This window comes from Streptomyces sp. NPDC002643 (assembly GCF_053592555.1).
Genome location: NZ_JBSFVY010000021.1, coordinates 37,084 through 54,445, shown reverse-complemented (window position 1 = coordinate 54,445; position 17,362 = coordinate 37,084). Strand labels below are relative to the sequence as shown.

Genomic DNA, 17,362 nt, shown 5'->3' with positions numbered 1-17,362 from the left:
CGACGGAGAGGCGGTACGGGGCATGGCGGCCAGGGCTGTGACGCGGGAGCGGCTGGCGGGGGCGGCACGGGCCGCGTCGGGGGGCGGGCGGCGGCTGGAGGCCGTCGAGCGGGTCTCGGGCGGCTCCAAGAAGGGCGTGTACCGCCTGGTGATGGACGACGCGACGACGGCGATCGCCTACCTCTGGGACGACGACGAGAACTACTGGCCGGCGGCCGAGGGCGACGACGACCTCACCGACCCGTTCTCACCCGGCCTCGGACTGGACCTGTTCGAGGCCGCGCACGCGCGACTGGACGCACTCGGCGTCCGCGTCCCGGAACTCCGGCTCGTCGACCGGCTCGCCGACCGCGACGGCACCCACCGCCCGGCCGATCTCGCCATCGTCGAGGATCTCCGGGGTGAGAACCTGGAGCGGTTGCTCGCGCGCGACCCGCGCGCCGCAGCCCCGGTCATGGACCGGCTCGCGGCGGCGCTGGAGGCGATGCGGCGCCATCGGGCACCCGCGTACGGCAAGGTGGCCGTGGTCGACGGGGGCGGCGTCTCGCGCGGGACGTCGTGCGAGGGCGTCGCCCTGGAGCGTGCGCTGCGGGACCTCGCCGAGGCGGCGGCGCGCGATCCACGGATCGCGGGCGCCCGCGACCGGCTGGCGGAGCGGCTGACCGCCCTGGCGGCAGCGGTGCGGCCACGCGCCGAGTACGCGCTCGTCCACGGCGAACTGGGGCCCGACCATGTGCTGGTGGACGCGGACGGCAACCCCGTCGTGATCGACATCGAGGGCACGATGTACTTCGACGTCGAGTGGGAGCACGTCTTTCTGCGCATCCGTCTGCACGAGGCCTATCGGCCGCTGAAGGCCGACGGACTCGACGAGGACCGCCTCGCGCTCTACACGCTGGCCCAGCGGCTCTCCCTGACGGCGGGCCCCCTGCGACTGCTCGACGGGGACTTCCCCGACCGCGCGTTCATGGCGGACATCGCCGAGCACAACCTGAGGCAGGCACTGGAACTGGTGCGCGACTGAACACCTGGGCGCGCCGCCATGTTCGTCACGACCCTCGCCCACGGTCCGGGGTTGGGCGAACGCCGAGAGGCCCGTCGCACGGGGAGCGTGCGGCGGGCCTCTCGGGGACCGGGGGTCTCTTCGACCTACTGGGGCCTGCTCGGGTCAGGTCTGCTTACGAGCCGTCATCGCCCGCTGGATCAGGATGAACGCGCACAGCAGAACGCCCGTCGCGATCTTCGTCCACCAGGAGCTGAGGGTGCCCTCGAACTGGATGACGCTCTTGATCAGGCCCAGGACCAGGACGCCGAACAGGGTGCCGATGACGTAACCGGCGCCGCCCGTCAGGAGCGTGCCGCCGATGACGGTCGCGGCGATCGCGTCGAGTTCCATGCCGACGGCGTGCAGCGGGTCACCGGACTGGATGTACAGCATGAACAGCAGGCCGGCCAGGGCCGAGCAGAAGCCGCTCACCGTGTAGACGGCGATCTTGGTGCCGCCACTGGGGAGGCCCATCAGCATGGAGGACTGCTCGCTGCCGCCGATGGCGTACACCCGGCGGCCGAAGCGGGTGTAGTGCAGCACGTAGAACGCGACGGCGATGACGACCAGGGCCGCGATCGCGCCGATCGACAGCTCCCCGAGGCCCAGCGACACCCGCGTCTGGGCCAGGCTGCTCACCGAGGAGTCGCTGATCGAGATCGACTCCTTGCTGATGACCAGGCACAGTCCGCGGAAGAGGAAGAGCCCGGCGAGGGTCACGATGAACGGCTGGATCTCGAAGTTGTGGATCACATAGCCCATCAGGAAGCCGCCGAACGCTCCCACGCCCAGGGCGAGGAGAACGGCGAGCGGCAGCGGCACCCCCTGGCGCTCCACCAGCCAGGCCGTGAACATCGTCGTGAAGCCGATCATCGAGCCGACGGACAGGTCGATGCCGCCGGACAGGATGACGAAGGTGACACCGACGGCGGCGACCAGCAGATAGCCGTTGTCGATGAACAGGTTCAGGAAGACCTGCGGTTCGGCGAAGCCGTAGTTCTGGTAGCGGCTCAGGCCCGCGATGTACATCGTGAGGAAGAGCGTGGCGGTCACCAGGACGGGCAGCCGCCGGTCGCCCAGCAACCGCGTGAGCTTCGACGTCGCGGAGCTGTCCGGGGCCGTGGGGGTCTGGGTGGTCGCGCTCATCACGACACCTCCATCTTCGGGGCGGTCGCCTCGGGCGTCGTGGCGGTCTTCGCCGGGGCGGCGACGGCGGCGGCCGTGGCGCCGCTCGTCGCGCCGGCGCCGGAGCCGGAGCCGGTACCGGCGCCCTTGCCGGACCTCGCGCCGAAGACCTTCGCGCGGAACTTCGGGGACTGGAGCAGGCAGACGATGATGACGACCACGGCCTTGAAGACCAGGTTGGTCTGGGTGGGCACGCCGATCGTGTAGATCGTCGTGGTCAGGGTCTGGATGACCAGGGCGCCGATCACCGTGCCGCCGATCGAGAAGCGGCCGCCCAGCAGCGAGGTGCCGCCGATGACCACCGCCAGGATCGCGTCCAGCTCGATCCACAGGCCGGCGTTGTTGCCGTCCGCCGCCGAGGTGTTGGAGCTGATCATCAGGCCCGCGATGCCCGCGCACAGCGCGCAGAACACGTACACCATGATCTTGATGCGGCGGGAGCGGATGCCGACGAGGCGGCTGGCCTCCGCGTTGCCGCCGACCGACTCGACCAGCAGGCCGAGGGCGGTGCGGCGGGTCAGGGCCACGGTGACGGCCACGACCACGGCCACCACGAAGATCGAGAACGGCAGCGTCAACCAGTAGCCGCCGCCGATCAACTTGTACGGCTCACTGTTGATCGTGATGATCTGGCCGTCGGTGATCAACTGGGCGACGCCTCGGCCCGCGACCATGATGATCAATGTGGCGATGATGGGTTGAATGCCCATCCGGGCGACCAGGAAGCCGTTCCACAGGCCGCAGACCACCGCCGCCACCAGGCCGATGCCCATGGCGAGGAAGACTCCGGCGAGCGCGTTCTGGTCGGCCTGGTCGCTGATGTACGAGCAGGTCAGGGCGCCGGTGATGGCGACGACGGCGCCCACGGAGAGGTCGATGCCGCCGGTGGCGATGACCAGGGTCATGCCGACCGCCACCAGGATCAGGGGCGAGCCGAACAGGACGATCGAGACGAGGCTGCCGTAGAGGTGGCCGTCCGTCATCTTGATCGAGAAGAAGTCGGGGGTGAAGGGGACGTTGACGAGCAGCAGGGCCACCAGGACCGCCACCGGCCAGAACAGGTGGTGGGCCGTGAGCGCTCGCCAACGGGACGTCGTGGGCGTCGGGGCCGCGGATGGGGTACTCACTGGTGTTCTCCGCTCGCGATGGTCTCCAGGATCTTGCTGGTGGTGATCTCCGGCCCGTTGGTCAGGCGGGCCACCAGCTTGCGGTCGCGCAGGACTCCGATGGTGTGGCTGAGGCGCAGGACCTCCTCCAGCTCGGCCGCGATGTAGAGGACCGACATGCCCTCCTCGGAGAGGGAGACGACCAGTTTCTGGATCTCGGCCTTCGCGCCGACGTCGATACCGCGCGTGGGCTCGTCCAGGATCAGCAGCTTGGGCTGGGTGATCAGCCAGCGGGCGAGCAGCACCTTCTGCTGGTTGCCGCCGCTGAGCTGGCCGACGCGGGCCTCGGGGTTGGCGGGGCGGATGTCGAGGGCCTTGATGTACTTGGCGACCAGTTCGTCGCGCTGGGCGGCCGGTATGGGCCGGGTCCAGCCCCGGGACGCCTGGAGGGCCAGGATGATGTTCTCCCGGACCGTCAGTTCGGGGACCAGGCCCTCGGTCTTGCGGTTCTCCGAGCAGAACGCCACGCCCGCGCCGATCGCGTCGTTCGGGGCGTTCATCGGGACCTGCTTGCCTCCCACGGTGACCTTGCCGCTGTCGGGCTGGTCGGCGCCGAAGAGGAGGCGGGCGAGTTCCGTGCGGCCCGAGCCGAGCAGGCCCGCGAGACCGACGACCTCGCCCTTCTTGATCTCCAGGTCGAAGGGGTCGATACCGCCGGTGCGGCCGAGGCCGTCCGCGTGGAGCAGGGTCTCGCCGACGTCCGCGCGCAGTTGGTGCTCGTGCAGCTCCTCCAGCTTGTCCAGCTCCTTGCCGATCATCAGCTGGATGAGCCCGACCTGGTCGAGTTCGCTCACCATGTGCTCGCCGACGAGCGTGCCGTTGCGCAGGACCGTCATGCGGTCGCAGATCTCGTAGATCTGGTCCAGGAAGTGGGAGACGAACAGGATCGCCACGCCCTCGTCCTTCAACCGCCGCATGAGGCGGAAGAGTTCGAGGACCTCGTCACGGTCGAGGCTGGACGTCGGCTCGTCGAGGACGAGCACCTTGGTGGCCGCGCCGCCCTTGCCGCCCTCGCCGGCGCCGTCGCCCGTGCTCACCGACCGTACGATCGCGACCAGTTGCTGCACGGCCAGCGGGTACGACGACAGCGGGGCCGTCACGTCGATGTCGAGGCCGAGGCGGTCGACCAGCTCGGCGGCCTCCTTGCGCAGCCGCTTCCACTGGATGCGGCCGAAGCGGGTGGGCTCACGGCCGATGAAGATGTTCTCCGCCACCGAGAGGTTGGGGCAGAGGTTGACCTCTTGATAGACGGTGTTGATCCCGGCCTGCTGCGCCTGGAGGGGGCTGGCGAAGCGTACGGACTCCCCGTCAAGGTTGATGGTGCCGCCGTCCAGGGAGTACACCCCGGTCAACACCTTGATCAATGTTGATTTTCCGGCGCCGTTCTCGCCCATCAGAGCGTGGATCTCGCCGGGGAAGAGCCGGAAGTCGACGCCCGACAGAGCCCGTACCCCCGGAAACTCCTTGACTATGCCCGTCATCTCCAGGACGGGCAGCGGCTCTGCCATGGCAGCGCTCCTCATGGAATGCATGGATTCGATCAGGCCCGCAGGGAGCCCCGGGACCGGACGTGAGACCGGGTCCGCGCACCGGACGTGAGACCGGTTGTGCACGGGACCGGAAGGCCGGTCGTGCGGGGGCTCCCTGCCGGAGGGTGGGTCGGTCAGTACTTGCGGGTCGGGAGGGCGTCCTTGGCCTGGTCCTGCATGAAGTCGCTCTCCTCGGTCTTGATCCAGCGCTCGACCGTGCCGCCGTCGTGGACCGTCTGGACGACCTCCATCAGCTGGGGGCCGAGCAGCGGGTTGCACTCGACGATGGCGTTGATCTTGCCCTCGGACATCGCGACGAAGCCGTCCTTCACACCGTCGACCGAGACGATGAGGATGTCCTCGCCGGGCTTCTTGCCGGCCGCCTCGATGGACTGGATGGCGCCGATGGCCATGTCGTCGTTGTGGGCGTAGAGGACGTTGATGTCCGGGTTGGACTGCAGGAAGGCCGCCATGACCTGCTTGCCGCCGGCGCGGGTGAAGTCACCGGTCTGGGTGACGACGATCTCCCAGTCGTCCTTGTGCTCGGCGTCCATGACCTCCTTGAAGCCCTTGGCGCGCTCGATGGCGGGGGCCGCACCGGTGGTGCCCTCCAGCTGGGCGATCTTGACGGCGCCCTTGTGGCCGGCCTTCTCCAGGACCTTCTCCAGGATCTTGGCGGCGCGGCGGCCCTCGTCGGTGAAGTCGGAGCCGACCAGGGTGACGTACAGGGACTCGTCGGAGGTCTCGACGGAACGGTCGGTGAGGATCACCGGGATCTTGGCGGCCTTGGCCTCCTTGAGCACGGCGTCCCAGCCGGTGACGACCACCGGGGAGAAGGCGATGACGTCGACCTTCTGGGCGATGTAGCTGCGGATCGCCGAGATCTGGTTCTCCTGCTTCTGCTGGGCGTCGGAGAACTTCAGGGTGTAACCGGCCTCCTTGGCGGCCGACTTCACCGAGTCGCTGTTGGCGGTGCGCCAGCCGCTCTCGGAGCCGACCTGGGAGAAGCCGAGGGTGATCGCCTTGCTGCCGCCGGACGAGGAGGAACCGGTCGAGCCCTCGTCCTCCTTGGCGCAGGCCGAGAGACCGGCCGCCGCCGCCACGCCGACCGCCGCGGTGAGGAAGTTCCGTCTGTTGAGCATGTGTCTTCTCCTTTGAAGAGCCGGCCCGGGGTGGGACCCGCTGGTACTCATGGGGACCGGCCGCACTGCGTCCAGCCTGTCGATCATTGTTCGAGATTTCGGCCGTGCTGTTGGGTGCCTGACAACGGGTGGAACATAGGGGGCGGCTCAGCCGGGGGCGGGCCCCGGCAGAGGATCTCGGGGAACGGTCCCCGTCAGTGGGCCGCCGGGAGAGGCCCCCGGCAGCGGGTGGTACGGGAAGGTGCTGGCGCGTACGACGAGTTGGGGCTCGATGGCGATGCGGTCCGATCCGGAGGGGGTCCTGCCCTCGATCAGATCCAGCAGCAGGGCGATGCCCCGCTGGCCCACCGCGGAGAAGTCCTGGCGGACCGTGGTGAGCGGTGGGGCGAAGAACTCCGACTCCGGGATGTCGTCGAAGCCCACCACCGCCACGTCCTGGGGAGTGCGCACCCCCGCCTCGCGCAGGGCCCGCAACACCCCCAGTGCCATCTGGTCGTTGGCGACGAAGACGGCGGTCAGCCCCCTGCCCACCCAGCCGGCCAGTTCCTGGCCCGCACGGTAGCCGGACAGCGGGCTCCAGTCACCCCTCAGCGGCGCCGGAGGTTCCACACCGGCCTCTTCGAGGGTGGCCCGCCAGCCGGCGGCCCGGTCGTTGGCCTCCTGCCAGTCCTCGGGTCCGGCGAGATGCCAGACCGTACGGTGGCCCGCGGCGAGCAGATGGCCGGTGGCCAGCCGTGCGCCGAGGTACTGGTCGACGTTGGCGCTGGGGATCTCCACGCCGGAGCCGGTGCCCACGGCCACCACCGGGAAGGGGTGCCCCAGTCCGGCGAGGGCGTCGACCGCCGAGCGCTGCGGGGCGATGGCGATCACCCCCTCCACGCCGCCCTCGCTGAGGTGGTCCAGGGCCTCGGACAGCGTCTGAACGGTCAGCTTGCGCAGGGTGACCGTCGAGACGAGGTATCCCTCGGCCCTGGCGGCCTCCTCCAGCGCGAAGAGCGTACTGGCGGGGCCGTAGAGCGTGGTGTTGCAGGCAACGACGCCCAGGGTGCGGGTGCGCCGGGTGGCCAGGGCCCGTGCCGAGGAGTTGCGGCGGTAGCCCATCTCCTCGATCACCCGCTGCACCTTGGCCCGGGTCTCCTCCCGCACATTGGGGTGGTCCCCCAGCACCCGGGAGACGGTCTGGTGCGACACCCCGGCCTCGCGTGCCACATCGGCCATGGTGGGCGGCCGGAGCGGTGAGTGGGTCACGGCCGCACCTCCTTGGCGGTCGACTGCCGATAAGTCCTGTGGGTCCCGCGTGCCGTTCGCCGACGACGCCCCCGCCGGTGACCGGTGGTTCGGCGTCAACGGCGTCACTCCCGGGTCCCGGTCGTCCGTTCCGGTGTTCCGGTTCGCGCCCGGGTCCCGGAAAGGCCCACGGCAGCTGCGGGGAAGACGAGTTGGGGCACCGCTCGCACGACGCTCGTACCTCCTTGGATGCCGTCGGACATCGACTGGTGAATGCGGAGGTCATTGTGAGCGCTAACAATTCATGGCGGTCAAGAGGGCTGCGACAGGTCGGTCGTCACGGTTGGATAACGCGAACTGCGGCGCACAGGGGTGCGCCGCAGTCGTTTCACCTGGTGGGAAGCCCTATGGACGGGGCTTGGAGCAGGTTATGAGCACCACCACAGGAACCGTGTGCAGGTCTCCGAGGGCGAGGGTTCCGGGGTCGGTTCGTCGGTGGTGGGGTCGGGTTCGGGGGTGTCGGTGTCCTCGGTGGGCTCGTCCTCCGCGGGGGCCGTGAAGGTGGGTCCCGCCGAGGCCCTGGACTCCTGGCGGTCCCTGGACTCGCCGCCCTCGGTGTCCTCTTCGCCCTTCTTGTCCTTGGACTTCTTCGACTCGGAGGCCGACGGGGACGGCGAGTCGTCCGGTGTGTCCCGGTCGGTGTCGGTCGATCCGTCGGTGCCGTCACCCTCCTCCTCGACGCCGCCCTCGGCCGAGGTGGCCGGCGAGGGCGAGGAACCCTCGTCCACGGAGGCGGCGTTGGGGTGGGACTGCGGTGCCTCCGCGCCGAGTTCGGCGAGGCTCAGCCCGCCGGCGGCGAGCAGCAGCCCGGCCCCGGCCAGCAGCACCCGCTTGCGCCGGCGCCGGTGCGCGGCGGCCTTGCGGTCGCGCCGTCCGGCCCGGTCACCACGGGCGGACCGGTCACCGCGGCCCCGGCCGCGCGAGCGGGCCGCCCGGCGTCCACCGGCGGGCGGCTGATCGTCGTACGCGTCGTCGCGTCCTTCGTCGGTCGCGGGGTCCTGGCCGGACAGCGGGTCCGCTTGCGCTCGGAGCTCTTCGGCCGATGCGCCGCACCCGGGGCAGGCCAGGGCGCCGTTGAGGTGCCGTTGGCACGGGTGGCAGTAGTCCATGACGCCCGCAGATTATGTCGATCGACGGTGACGTTCCCGGGCGAGGCCGTGAAAGTTGTGTAGGAACATGACGCGCCGGGGTGACCGACACGTCGAAACCGTTATGTGTTCGACCCATTGACACTCCGACCAGGTCGTCCCTACTGTCGCGACCAGCATTTCGAACGAGTGCCGATATTTCGAACAGACCGAAGAGGACAGGGAGCACCGTGCGCATCACGGGAATCAGCACGCACGTGGTCGGAACTCCGTGGCGGAACCTGACCTACGTCCAGGTGCACACAGACGAGGGACTCACTGGCGTCGGCGAGACCCGCATGCTGGGTCACACCGACGCGCTGCTCGGCTATCTGCACGAGGCGGAGGCCAACCACATTCTCGGCTCCGACCCGTTCGCTGTCGAGGATCTCGTCAAGCGCATGAAGTACGGCGACTACGGCCGGGCCGGCGAGATCGTGATGTCCGGCATCGCCGTGATCGAGATGGCCTGCTGGGACATCAAGGGCAAGGCCCTCGGGGTGCCGGTGTGGCAGCTGCTCGGCGGCAAGGTCACCGACAAGGTCAAGGCGTACGCCAACGGCTGGTACACCACCGAGCGCACGCCGGAGGCGTACCACAAGGCGGCCCGCGCGGTCATGGAGCGCGGTTACCGGGCGCTCAAGATCGACCCGTTCGGGACCGGCCACTTCGAGCTGGACAACGAGCAGTCGCTGTACGCGGTCTCCCTGATCGAGGCCGTGCGCGACGCCATCGGGCCGGACGCCGAGCTGATGCTGGAGATGCACGGCCGCTTCTCCCCCGCCACCGCCGTGCGCCTGGCCAAGGAGCTGGCGCCCTTCAAGCCCGCGTGGCTGGAGGAGCCGGTGCCGCCGGAGAACCTGAAGGCGCTGGAGAAGGTCGCCGCCAAGGTGGACATGCCGGTCGCCACGGGTGAGCGCATCCACGACCGGATCGAGTTCCGCGAGCTGTTCGAGAGCCAGGCCGTCGACATCATCCAGCCGGACGTCGGTCACATCGGCGGTATCTGGGAGACCCGCAAGCTCGCCGCGACCGCCGAGACCCACTACATGCTGGTGGCCCCGCACAACGTGGGTGGCCCGGTGCTGACCTCCGCCTCCCTCCAGGTCGGCTTCACCTCCCCGAACTTCAAGATCCTCGAACACTTCAACGACTTCGCGGACGCGGACATCAAGAAGGTCATCAAGGGCGCCCCCTATGTGAACCCCGAGGACGGCTGCTTCCATCTCTCCCACGAGCCCGGTCTCGGTGTGGAGCTGGACGTGGACGCGGCGGCGGAGTTCCCGCAGCAGCAGGCCCGCTTCGACCTGTGGGCCGAGGGCTGGGAGCAGCGCAAGCCCAAGGGCTCGAAGTGAGCGCCCACAAGTCCGGTTCGAGGGTGAATCGACGTACATCCGGTTCGAGGGGGAACCAGTGAGCACCGCCGTAGTCATCGAGGGCCCGGGCGAGCACCGGCTCGTTCCGCACGAGCCCCGGCAGCCGGGCGCGGGTGAGGCCCTGGTGCGGGTCCACGCCTCCGGGATCTGCGGCAGCGACCGCGAGGTCTACCAGGGCAACAGGCCCGAGGGATACGTCCGTTACCCGCTCACCCCGGGCCATGAGTGGTCCGGCACGGTGGAGGCGGTCGGCGACGGTGTTCCTACAACTCTTGTAGGACGCAAGGTGGTTGGCGAGGGCTTCCGCAACTGCCAGGTGTGCGACCGCTGTCACGCGGGCGAGACCACGCTGTGCTCGGCGGGGTACGAGGAGACCGGGTTCACCCAGCCGGGTGCCATGGCCGCCACGCTCACCCTGCCCGCCCGGCTGCTGCACGTCCTGCCGGACGACGCGGATCTCACGGCCGCCGCCCTGCTGGAGCCGGCCGCGTGCATCGCCGCCGCCGCGCTCAAGGCGAACGCGCTGCCGGGTGAGCGGGTCGCCGTGGTCGGGACCGGGACGCTCGGGATGTTCGCCGTTCAGTTCTTGAAGGCGGCGTCCCCGGCCGAGCTGCTCGTCGTGGGCACCCGTCCGGACCGGGCGGAGCTGTCGAAGCGGTTCGGCGCCACGGACTTCCGCACCAAGGACCAGGAGCTGCCGGACGACTTCGACGTCGTCATCGAGACGGCCGGTTCGGCGGACGCGGCACGCAACGCCGCCGCCCTGCTGCGGCGCGGCGGCCGGCTGGTGCTCACCGGCATCCCGGCCTCGGGCGCCGACGGACTCGACCCGACCGATCTGGTCGTACGGCAGCTGGAGGTGCACACCGTGTTCGGGGCGCCGCCGGATGCCTGGGCGCACACCGTGCGGGTCTTCGGGGCCGGATTGCTCGACCCGCTGCCGCTCGTCACGCACGAGCTGCCGCTGGAGGAGTTCCCGCAGGCCATCGAGTTGGTGGGGTCAGGCGACCCGGCCGTAGGAAAGGTCCTGCTCCGGCCATGACCCACCCCTGAGCCGTACGCCGGTACGGGGGACCTGACGACCCCGTGCCGGCGTACATCCACAGCCCCGCACACCCAGAGCCGCGAACCTCGTCCGAAATCTCGAAATCCGAAGGACAGACTGTGACCGACACCTCCGCTCCGGCGCCGCGTCGACCCGGCGAGCAGGCGCTTGCCGCGCTCGGACTGGCGGCGCCCGCCCTCGACCCGTCCGACGCCTCCCCGCACACGTTCCCCGGCGGTGGCCGCTGGCGCACCGAGGTGCCCTCCGTGGAGGGCCCCGAGGCCCTCGCCGTGGTCCTGAAGGAGTCCTCGCGGCTCGACGTGCCGATCCACCGCATCAGCCAGGGCAGCGGTGTCTGGATGCTCACCGACGCCGAGATCACCGAGATGGTGGAGGCGACCGCCGAGCGCGACATCGAGCTGTGCCTGTTCACCGGCCCGCGCGGCACCTGGGACATCGGCGGCTCCACCCGTACCGACTCCAAGGGCGCCGGGCTGCGCGCCCGGGGTCATGACGCGGTCGCCGGCTGCGTCGAGGACGCCGTACGCGCCACCGAGCTGGGGGTGAAGTGCCTGCTGGTCGCCGACGAGGGCGTGCTGTGGACGCTGCACCGGGCGCGGGTCGAGGGCCTGCTGCCCGCCGACACCACGCTCAAGGTGTCGGCGCTGATCGGCCCGGTCAACCCGACCTCGTACGCCGTGTACGAGAACCTCGGCGGCGACTCGATCAATGTGCCGAGCGATCTCACGCTGGACCATCTCACCGAGATCCGGCGGGTCTCCGCCTGCCCCATGGACATGTACATCGAGGCCCCCGACGACCTCGGCGGCTATGTGCGGATGTACGAGGTCGCCGAGCTGATCCGGCGCGGCGCCCCCCTGTATCTGAAGTTCGGTCTGTCGAAGGCCCCCGGGATCTACCCGTACGGGAACCACATGCGGGATCTGACGCTGTCCACGGCGAAGGAGCGGGTGCGGCGCGGCCGGCTCGCCCTGGACCTGCTGGCACGGCATGGCGCGGACGGCGACATGGCGCCCCTCGGCACCCGTCTGCCGGGCGAATTGAAGCGGTTCGGAAGCCCCTCGTGACGGCGTTCGAAACGCCCTCATAACGAACCGGACAACTGTCTTCACAGAAGAAGACGCAGTCACACAGAATCCCCCACATCTCCTCTGGCGTCCTTTCGGCTCGTGAAGCGCCGTTCCCCGCCAGAACGTTTCAGGCCTTCAAGACATCAAGGAAGATGATCATGCGCACTCGCCGAGCCGCACTCGCCGCGATAGCCTCCGCCGCCTCCCTCGCCCTCACCCTGACCGCCTGCGGCCAGAACAGCGAGGGCGGCAGCAAGGAGGAGTCCGGCAGCACCGAAGGCGCCACCATCGGCATCTCGATGCCGACGAAGTCCTCCGAGCGCTGGATCGCCGACGGCGACAACGTGGTCTCGGACCTGGAGTCCAAGGGCTACAAGACCCAGCTGGTCTTCGGTGAGGACGACCCCGCCAAGCAGGTCTCCCAGATCGAGAACATGATCACGCAGGGCGTGAAGGCCCTGATCGTCGCCGCGATCGACAACAAGTCGATGAACAACGTGCTCCAGCAGGCCAAGGACGCGAACATCCCGGTCATCTCCTACGACCGACTGATCCTCGGCACGGAGAACGTCGACTACTACGCCTCCTTCGACAACGAGAAGGTCGGCGAGCTCCAGGGCAACTACATCGTCGAGAAGCTCGGTCTGAAGGACGGCTCCGAGAAGGGCCCGTTCAACATCGAGCTGTTCGCCGGCTCCAACGACGACAACAACACCCGCTACTTCTTCAACGGCGCGATGAACGTCCTGCAGCCGTACATCGACAAGAAGCAGCTCGTCGTCCAGTCCGGCGAGACCGACATCACCAAGGTCACCACGCTGCGCTGGGACGGCGCCACCGCCCAGCGCCGCATGGACGACATCCTCACCAAGGACTACAAGAGCGGCAAGGTCGACGCCGTCCTCTCCCCCTACGACGGCATCTCCATCGGCATCCTCTCCGCGCTGAAGTCGGACGGCTACGGCTCCAAGGACAAGCCGCTGCCGATCGTCACCGGTCAGGACGCCGAGGTCGCCTCGGTGAAGTCGATCATCGCCGACGAGCAGTCGATGACCGTCTACAAGGACACCCGCGAACTCGCCAAGGTGGCCTCGAACATGGTCGACGCGCTGCTCAACGACAAGAAGCCCGAGACCAACGACACCGAGACCTACGACAACGGCTCCAAGGTCGTCCCGGCGTACCTCCTTGAGCCGGTCGCCGTCGACAAGACCAACTACCAGAAGGTCGTCGTCGACTCCGGCTACATCAAGGAAAGCGACCTCAAGTAACCGCCGGCACACTCTGATTCTCTGATTGGAAGGCACGACCATGGCGGGACCCGTCCTGGAAATGCGCTCGATCGTCAAGACCTTTCCCGGTGTGAAAGCGCTGTCGGACGTCACCCTGACCGTCCGCCAGGGCGAGGTCCACGCCATCTGCGGTGAGAACGGCGCCGGGAAGTCCACCTTGATGAAGGTGCTCTCCGGCGTCCATCCGCACGGCAGCTACGAGGGCGAGATCCTCTTCGAGGGAGAGGTCTGCAAGTTCAAGGACATCCGCGCGAGCGAGCAGCGCGGCATCGTCATCATCCACCAGGAGCTGGCGCTGTCGCCGTACCTCTCCCTGGCGGAGAACATCTTCCTCGGCAACGAGCACGCCAAGGGCGGGTTCATCGACTGGCGGGAGACCCTGCGGCACGCCACCGAACTGCTGCGCCGGGTGGGTCTCGACGACCACCCGGAGACCCGCGTCACCGACATCGGTGTGGGCAAGCAGCAGCTGGTGGAGATCGCCAAGGCCCTGTCCAAGAAGGTGAAGCTGCTCATCCTGGACGAGCCGACCGCCGCCCTGAACGACGAGGACAGCGGCAAACTCCTCGATCTGATCCTGGAGTTGAAGAAGCAGGGCATCACCTCGATCATCATCTCCCACAAGCTGAACGAGATCCGCAAGGTCGCCGACTCGGTGACGATCATCCGCGACGGGAGATCGATCGAGACCCTCGATGTGAAGGCCGAGGAGACCACCGAGGACCGCATCATCAGCGGCATGGTGGGCCGTGACCTCGACCACCGCTTCCCCGAGCGCACCCCGCACGAGGCGGAGGGGGGCGCGGCCCCGGCCCTGGAGATCCGCGACTGGACCGTGCTCCACCCGATCGACCAGCAGCGCAAGGTCGTCGACGATGTGTCGATCCAGGTGCGGCGCGGGGAGATCGTCGGGATCGCCGGCCTGATGGGCGCCGGCCGCACCGAACTCGCGATGAGCGTCTTCGGCCGCACCTACGGCCGTTACGCGGGCGGCACGGTCCTCAAGGACGGCAACGAGATCCGTACCAAGTCGGTCGCCGAGGCGGTCGGGCACGGCATCGCGTACGTCACCGAGGACCGCAAGCACTACGGCCTCAACCTGATCGACACGATCAACCGCAACATCTCGCTGACGGCCCTGAACAAGGTCGCCAAGGGCGGTGTCGTCGACGAGCACGAGGAACGTCAGGTCGCCGAGCGCTACCGCAAGACCATGAACATCAAGGCCCCGACGGTGTTCGAGCCGGTCGGCAAGCTGTCCGGCGGCAACCAGCAGAAGGTCGTCCTCAGCAAGTGGATCTTCGCCGGGCCGGATGTGCTGATCCTGGACGAGCCGACGCGCGGTATCGACGTCGGCGCCAAGTACGAGATCTACACGGTCATCGACAAGCTGGCCGCCGAGGGCAAGGCGGTCGTCTTCATCTCCTCCGAGCTGCCCGAACTGCTCGGAATGTGCGACCGCATCTACACCATGGCCGCGGGACGGCTGACGGGTGAGTTCTCGCGTGCCGAGGCCACGCAGGAATCGCTGATGCGCCAGATGACGAAGGACAAAGAGGTAACCCGATGAGCACGGAAGTGACCGCCAAGAGCCCGGCCCCGGCGCCGCCGGGCGGCACCGGATCGGCCACGGGCGGCGGCCTGCTGCAGCTGATGCTGGACGGAATGCGCCGCAACATGCGCCAGTACGGCATGCTGATCGCCCTCGGCCTGATCGTCGCCTTCTTCGCGATCCTGACCGACGGCGACCTGCTGCTGCCGCGCAACGTCTCCAACCTGGTCCTGCAGAACAGCTACATCCTGATCCTCGCGATCGGCATGATGCTGGTGATCGTCGCCGGCCACATCGACCTGTCGGTCGGTTCGCTGACGGCGTTCGTGGGCGCGTTCGCGGCCGTGCTGACCGTGCAACACGATGTGGCGTGGCCACTCGCCGTGGTGCTCTGCCTGCTGGCGGGCGCGGCGGCGGGCGCGGCACAAGGGTTCTTCATCGCGTATCTCGGCATACCGTCGTTCATCGTGACCCTCGCGGGCATGCTGGTCTTCCGAGGCGTTACGGAGATCCTCCTTGAGGGCCAGACCCTCGGCCCGTTCCCCGACGGTCTGCAGAAGATGGGCAACGGCTTCCTGCCCGAGGTCGGCCCGACCACCAACTACCACAACATCACCCTGCTGCTGGGCTTCACCCTGGTCGCCTTCGTGGTCATCCAGGAGATGCGTGACCGCAAGCGTCAGCAGGAGTTCGCGCTGGACGTGGTGCCGTTCAACATCTTCCTGCTCAAGCTGGTGGCCATCGCGGCCGCGCTGCTCACCGTGACCATGCTGCTCGCCAGCTACAAGGGTGCCCCGATCATCCTGCTGGTCCTCGGCGCGCTGGTCGTCGGCTACGGCTATGTGATGCGCAACGCCGTCTTCGGCCGGCACATCTACGCCATCGGCGGCAACCTGCCGGCGGCCAAGCTGTCCGGTGTGAAGGACAAGAAGGTCACCTTCCTGGTCTTCGTCAACATGGGCGTCCTCGCCGCCCTCGCCGGTCTGGCGATCGCCGCCCGTCTCAACGCGGCCTCCCCGAAGGCCGGTCTGAGCTACGAACTGGAGGCCATCGCCTCGGCGTTCATCGGCGGCGCGTCCATGAGCGGCGGCGTCGGCACCGTCCTCGGCGCGATCATCGGCGGTCTCGTCCTCGGCGTGCTGAACAACGGCATGAACCTCCTCAGCGTCGGCACCGACTGGCAGCAGGTCATCAAGGGCCTCGCCCTGCTGGCCGCCGTCGGCTTCGACGTCTGGAACAAGCGCAAGGGCGGCAACTGACCGCACCGGAAGGGGGCCTCGCCGAAGGGCGGGGCCCCCTTTTTTTGATGTTTCTTGATGTGAGTGCCCTTCGGGAGAGAAAGGCGGGAGCAACCCGTGAAGGAACTCTTCGGCAAGCTCGCCGACGGTACGGAGATCCACCGCTGGTCGCTGGAGAACGGCGGCACGAGGCTGGGGGTCCTGTCGTACGGCGGGATCGTGCAGTCGTTGGAGATCCCGGACGCCGAGGGCCGGTACGCCAATGTGTCGCTGGGCTTCGACACCATCGAGGAGTACGTCGCCTCCAGTCCCTACTTCGGCGCGCTGATCGGGCGGTACGGCAACCGGATCGGCGAGAGCCGCTTCACGCTGGACGGCGAGACCTACGAGCTGTCCGTGAACGACGGCACGGGCAGCCTGCACGGCGGTGCCGGAGGCTTCGACAAGGTGGTGTGGGAGGTCGAGCCGTGGGAGGCGGGCTCGGACGTGGGGCTGTATCTGACGTACACGAGCGCCGACGGGGAGATGGGCTATCCCGGCACGCTCGCGGTGAAGGTGACGTACACGCTCACCGTGCGGGGCGACTGGCGCATCGACTACGAGGCGACCACGGACAGGGCGACCGTCGTCAACCTCACCAACCACGTGTACTGGAACCTCGCGGGCGAGGGCAGCGGCTCGGTGTACGGGCATGAGCTGGAGATCGCCGGGTCCCGCTACACGGCCGTCGACCCGGGGCTGATCCCCACCGGGGAACTGGCGGAGGTGGCGGACACGCCGTTCGACTTCCGGCGGGCCAAGGCGATCGGCGCGGAGGTGCGGGTGGCCGATCAACAGCTGCTGTACGCCAAGGGGTTCGACCACAACTGGGTGCTGGACAAGGGGGTGACGGCGGAGCCGGAGTGGGTGGCGACGCTTCGGGAGCCGTCCAGTGGGCGTGTGCTGAAGGTGGCGACAACCGAACCCGGACTCCAGTTCTACTCCGGGAACTTCCTCGACGGGACGCTCGTCGGTCCCTCTGGACGGATCTACCGGCAAGGGGACGCGGTATGTCTGGAGACCCAGCATTTCCCTGACTCGCCGAACAAGCCGGGGTTTCCGTCGACCGTGCTACGACCTGGGGAAACGTACCGATCGACGACCGTCCACACATTCGACTGACGTCGACCCTTCACAGCGTACTCACAATTTCCTATCAAATCCTCAGTGGTTGAACAGCGCCACCCCAGCCTCCGTATGTAGGGGCGGCCCGTGCTCCCCCGCGCGGGCCGACCTTAGTCGTCGGGC

The 17,362-nt window shown here is 68.5% G+C and carries 13 protein-coding genes and 1 pseudogene; 8 read left to right on the top strand and 6 right to left on the bottom strand.

The window, feature by feature from the left end:
• The first annotated feature begins 22 nt into the window (after positions 1 to 22).
• Positions 23 to 1,024 (top strand): phosphotransferase family protein, encoded by a 1,002-nt coding sequence (locus ACWD4G_RS28880; protein WP_451298440.1) that lies wholly within the window; start codon positions 23 to 25, stop codon positions 1,022 to 1,024.
• 144 nt (positions 1,025 to 1,168) lie between these two features.
• On the opposite strand, the gene yjfF is transcribed toward ACWD4G_RS28880, so the two are convergent.
• The 6 genes from yjfF to ACWD4G_RS28850 form a co-directional block, all read right to left on the bottom strand.
• Complete coding sequence (gene yjfF / locus ACWD4G_RS28875) at positions 1,169 to 2,191, bottom strand: galactofuranose ABC transporter, permease protein YjfF (protein WP_451298438.1); 1,023 nt, start codon at positions 2,189 to 2,191, stop codon at positions 1,169 to 1,171.
• Positions 2,191 to 3,357: an ABC transporter permease gene (locus ACWD4G_RS28870; protein ID WP_451298436.1), complete on the bottom strand. Its 1,167-nt coding sequence runs from the start codon at positions 3,355 to 3,357 to the stop codon at positions 2,191 to 2,193. Before ACWD4G_RS28870 ends, yjfF begins: the two co-directional genes overlap by 1 nt.
• On the bottom strand, positions 3,354 to 4,904 hold the full coding sequence (locus ACWD4G_RS28865) for a sugar ABC transporter ATP-binding protein (RefSeq protein ID WP_451298434.1): 1,551 nt from the start codon (positions 4,902 to 4,904) through the stop codon (positions 3,354 to 3,356). The genes ACWD4G_RS28870 and ACWD4G_RS28865 overlap by 4 nt, the downstream gene beginning before the upstream one ends.
• A gap of 155 nt (positions 4,905 to 5,059) precedes the next feature.
• On the bottom strand, positions 5,060 to 6,067 hold the full coding sequence (locus ACWD4G_RS28860; RefSeq protein WP_451298432.1) for an ABC transporter substrate-binding protein: 1,008 nt from the start codon (positions 6,065 to 6,067) through the stop codon (positions 5,060 to 5,062).
• Between the two features lie 147 nt (positions 6,068 to 6,214).
• Complete coding sequence (locus ACWD4G_RS28855; protein ID WP_451298430.1) at positions 6,215 to 7,315, bottom strand: LacI family DNA-binding transcriptional regulator; 1,101 nt, start codon at positions 7,313 to 7,315, stop codon at positions 6,215 to 6,217.
• 407 nt (positions 7,316 to 7,722) lie between these two features.
• Positions 7,723 to 8,463 (bottom strand): SCO2400 family protein, encoded by a 741-nt coding sequence (locus tag ACWD4G_RS28850; protein WP_451298428.1) that lies wholly within the window; start codon positions 8,461 to 8,463, stop codon positions 7,723 to 7,725.
• 209 nt (positions 8,464 to 8,672) lie between these two features.
• Between ACWD4G_RS28850 and ACWD4G_RS28845 the strand changes: the two genes are divergently transcribed.
• The 7 genes and pseudogenes from ACWD4G_RS28845 to ACWD4G_RS28815 all read left to right on the top strand — a co-directional run.
• Positions 8,673 to 9,836, top strand: coding sequence for a mandelate racemase/muconate lactonizing enzyme family protein (locus tag ACWD4G_RS28845; protein ID WP_451298426.1), 1,164 nt, complete (start codon positions 8,673 to 8,675; stop codon positions 9,834 to 9,836).
• Positions 9,837 to 9,894: 58 nt separating this feature from the next.
• The gene (locus tag ACWD4G_RS28840; RefSeq protein WP_451298424.1) at positions 9,895 to 10,899 is read left to right on the top strand and encodes a zinc-dependent alcohol dehydrogenase; all 1,005 of its coding nucleotides are present in this window, start codon (positions 9,895 to 9,897) and stop codon (positions 10,897 to 10,899) included.
• A gap of 122 nt (positions 10,900 to 11,021) precedes the next feature.
• Positions 11,022 to 11,990: a hypothetical protein gene (locus tag ACWD4G_RS28835; RefSeq protein ID WP_451298422.1), complete on the top strand. Its 969-nt coding sequence runs from the start codon at positions 11,022 to 11,024 to the stop codon at positions 11,988 to 11,990.
• Between the two features lie 161 nt (positions 11,991 to 12,151).
• On the top strand, positions 12,152 to 13,264 hold the full coding sequence (gene chvE, locus ACWD4G_RS28830; protein ID WP_451298420.1) for a multiple monosaccharide ABC transporter substrate-binding protein: 1,113 nt from the start codon (positions 12,152 to 12,154) through the stop codon (positions 13,262 to 13,264).
• Between the two features lie 40 nt (positions 13,265 to 13,304).
• Positions 13,305 to 14,855, top strand: coding sequence for a multiple monosaccharide ABC transporter ATP-binding protein (mmsA, locus tag ACWD4G_RS28825; protein ID WP_451298418.1), 1,551 nt, complete (start codon positions 13,305 to 13,307; stop codon positions 14,853 to 14,855).
• Positions 14,852 to 16,096, top strand: a complete 1,245-nt coding sequence (gene mmsB, locus ACWD4G_RS28820) for a multiple monosaccharide ABC transporter permease (protein ID WP_451298416.1) — start codon at positions 14,852 to 14,854, stop codon at positions 16,094 to 16,096. Before mmsA ends, mmsB begins: the two co-directional genes overlap by 4 nt.
• A gap of 90 nt (positions 16,097 to 16,186) precedes the next feature.
• Positions 16,187 to 17,236 (top strand): annotated as a pseudogene (locus tag ACWD4G_RS28815) (aldose epimerase family protein); the annotation flags it as partial.
• Positions 17,237 to 17,362: the final 126 nt, after the last annotated feature.

Excerpts from the sequence above, each read along its gene's own strand:
- ACWD4G_RS28880 (WP_451298440.1), top strand. The coding sequence starts at position 23 with ATGGCGGCCAGGGCTGTGACGCGGGAGCGGCTGGCGGGGGCGGCACGG.
- mmsB (WP_451298416.1), top strand. The coding sequence starts at position 14,852 with ATGAGCACGGAAGTGACCGCCAAGAGCCCGGCCCCGGCGCCGCCGGGC.
- ACWD4G_RS28860 (WP_451298432.1), bottom strand. The coding sequence starts at position 6,067 with ATGCTCAACAGACGGAACTTCCTCACCGCGGCGGTCGGCGTGGCGGCG.
- ACWD4G_RS28850 (WP_451298428.1), bottom strand. The coding sequence starts at position 8,463 with ATGGACTACTGCCACCCGTGCCAACGGCACCTCAACGGCGCCCTGGCC.
- yjfF (WP_451298438.1), bottom strand. The coding sequence starts at position 2,191 with ATGAGCGCGACCACCCAGACCCCCACGGCCCCGGACAGCTCCGCGACG.
- ACWD4G_RS28865 (WP_451298434.1), bottom strand. The coding sequence starts at position 4,904 with ATGGCAGAGCCGCTGCCCGTCCTGGAGATGACGGGCATAGTCAAGGAG.
- chvE (WP_451298420.1), top strand. The coding sequence starts at position 12,152 with ATGCGCACTCGCCGAGCCGCACTCGCCGCGATAGCCTCCGCCGCCTCC.
- mmsA (WP_451298418.1), top strand. The coding sequence starts at position 13,305 with ATGGCGGGACCCGTCCTGGAAATGCGCTCGATCGTCAAGACCTTTCCC.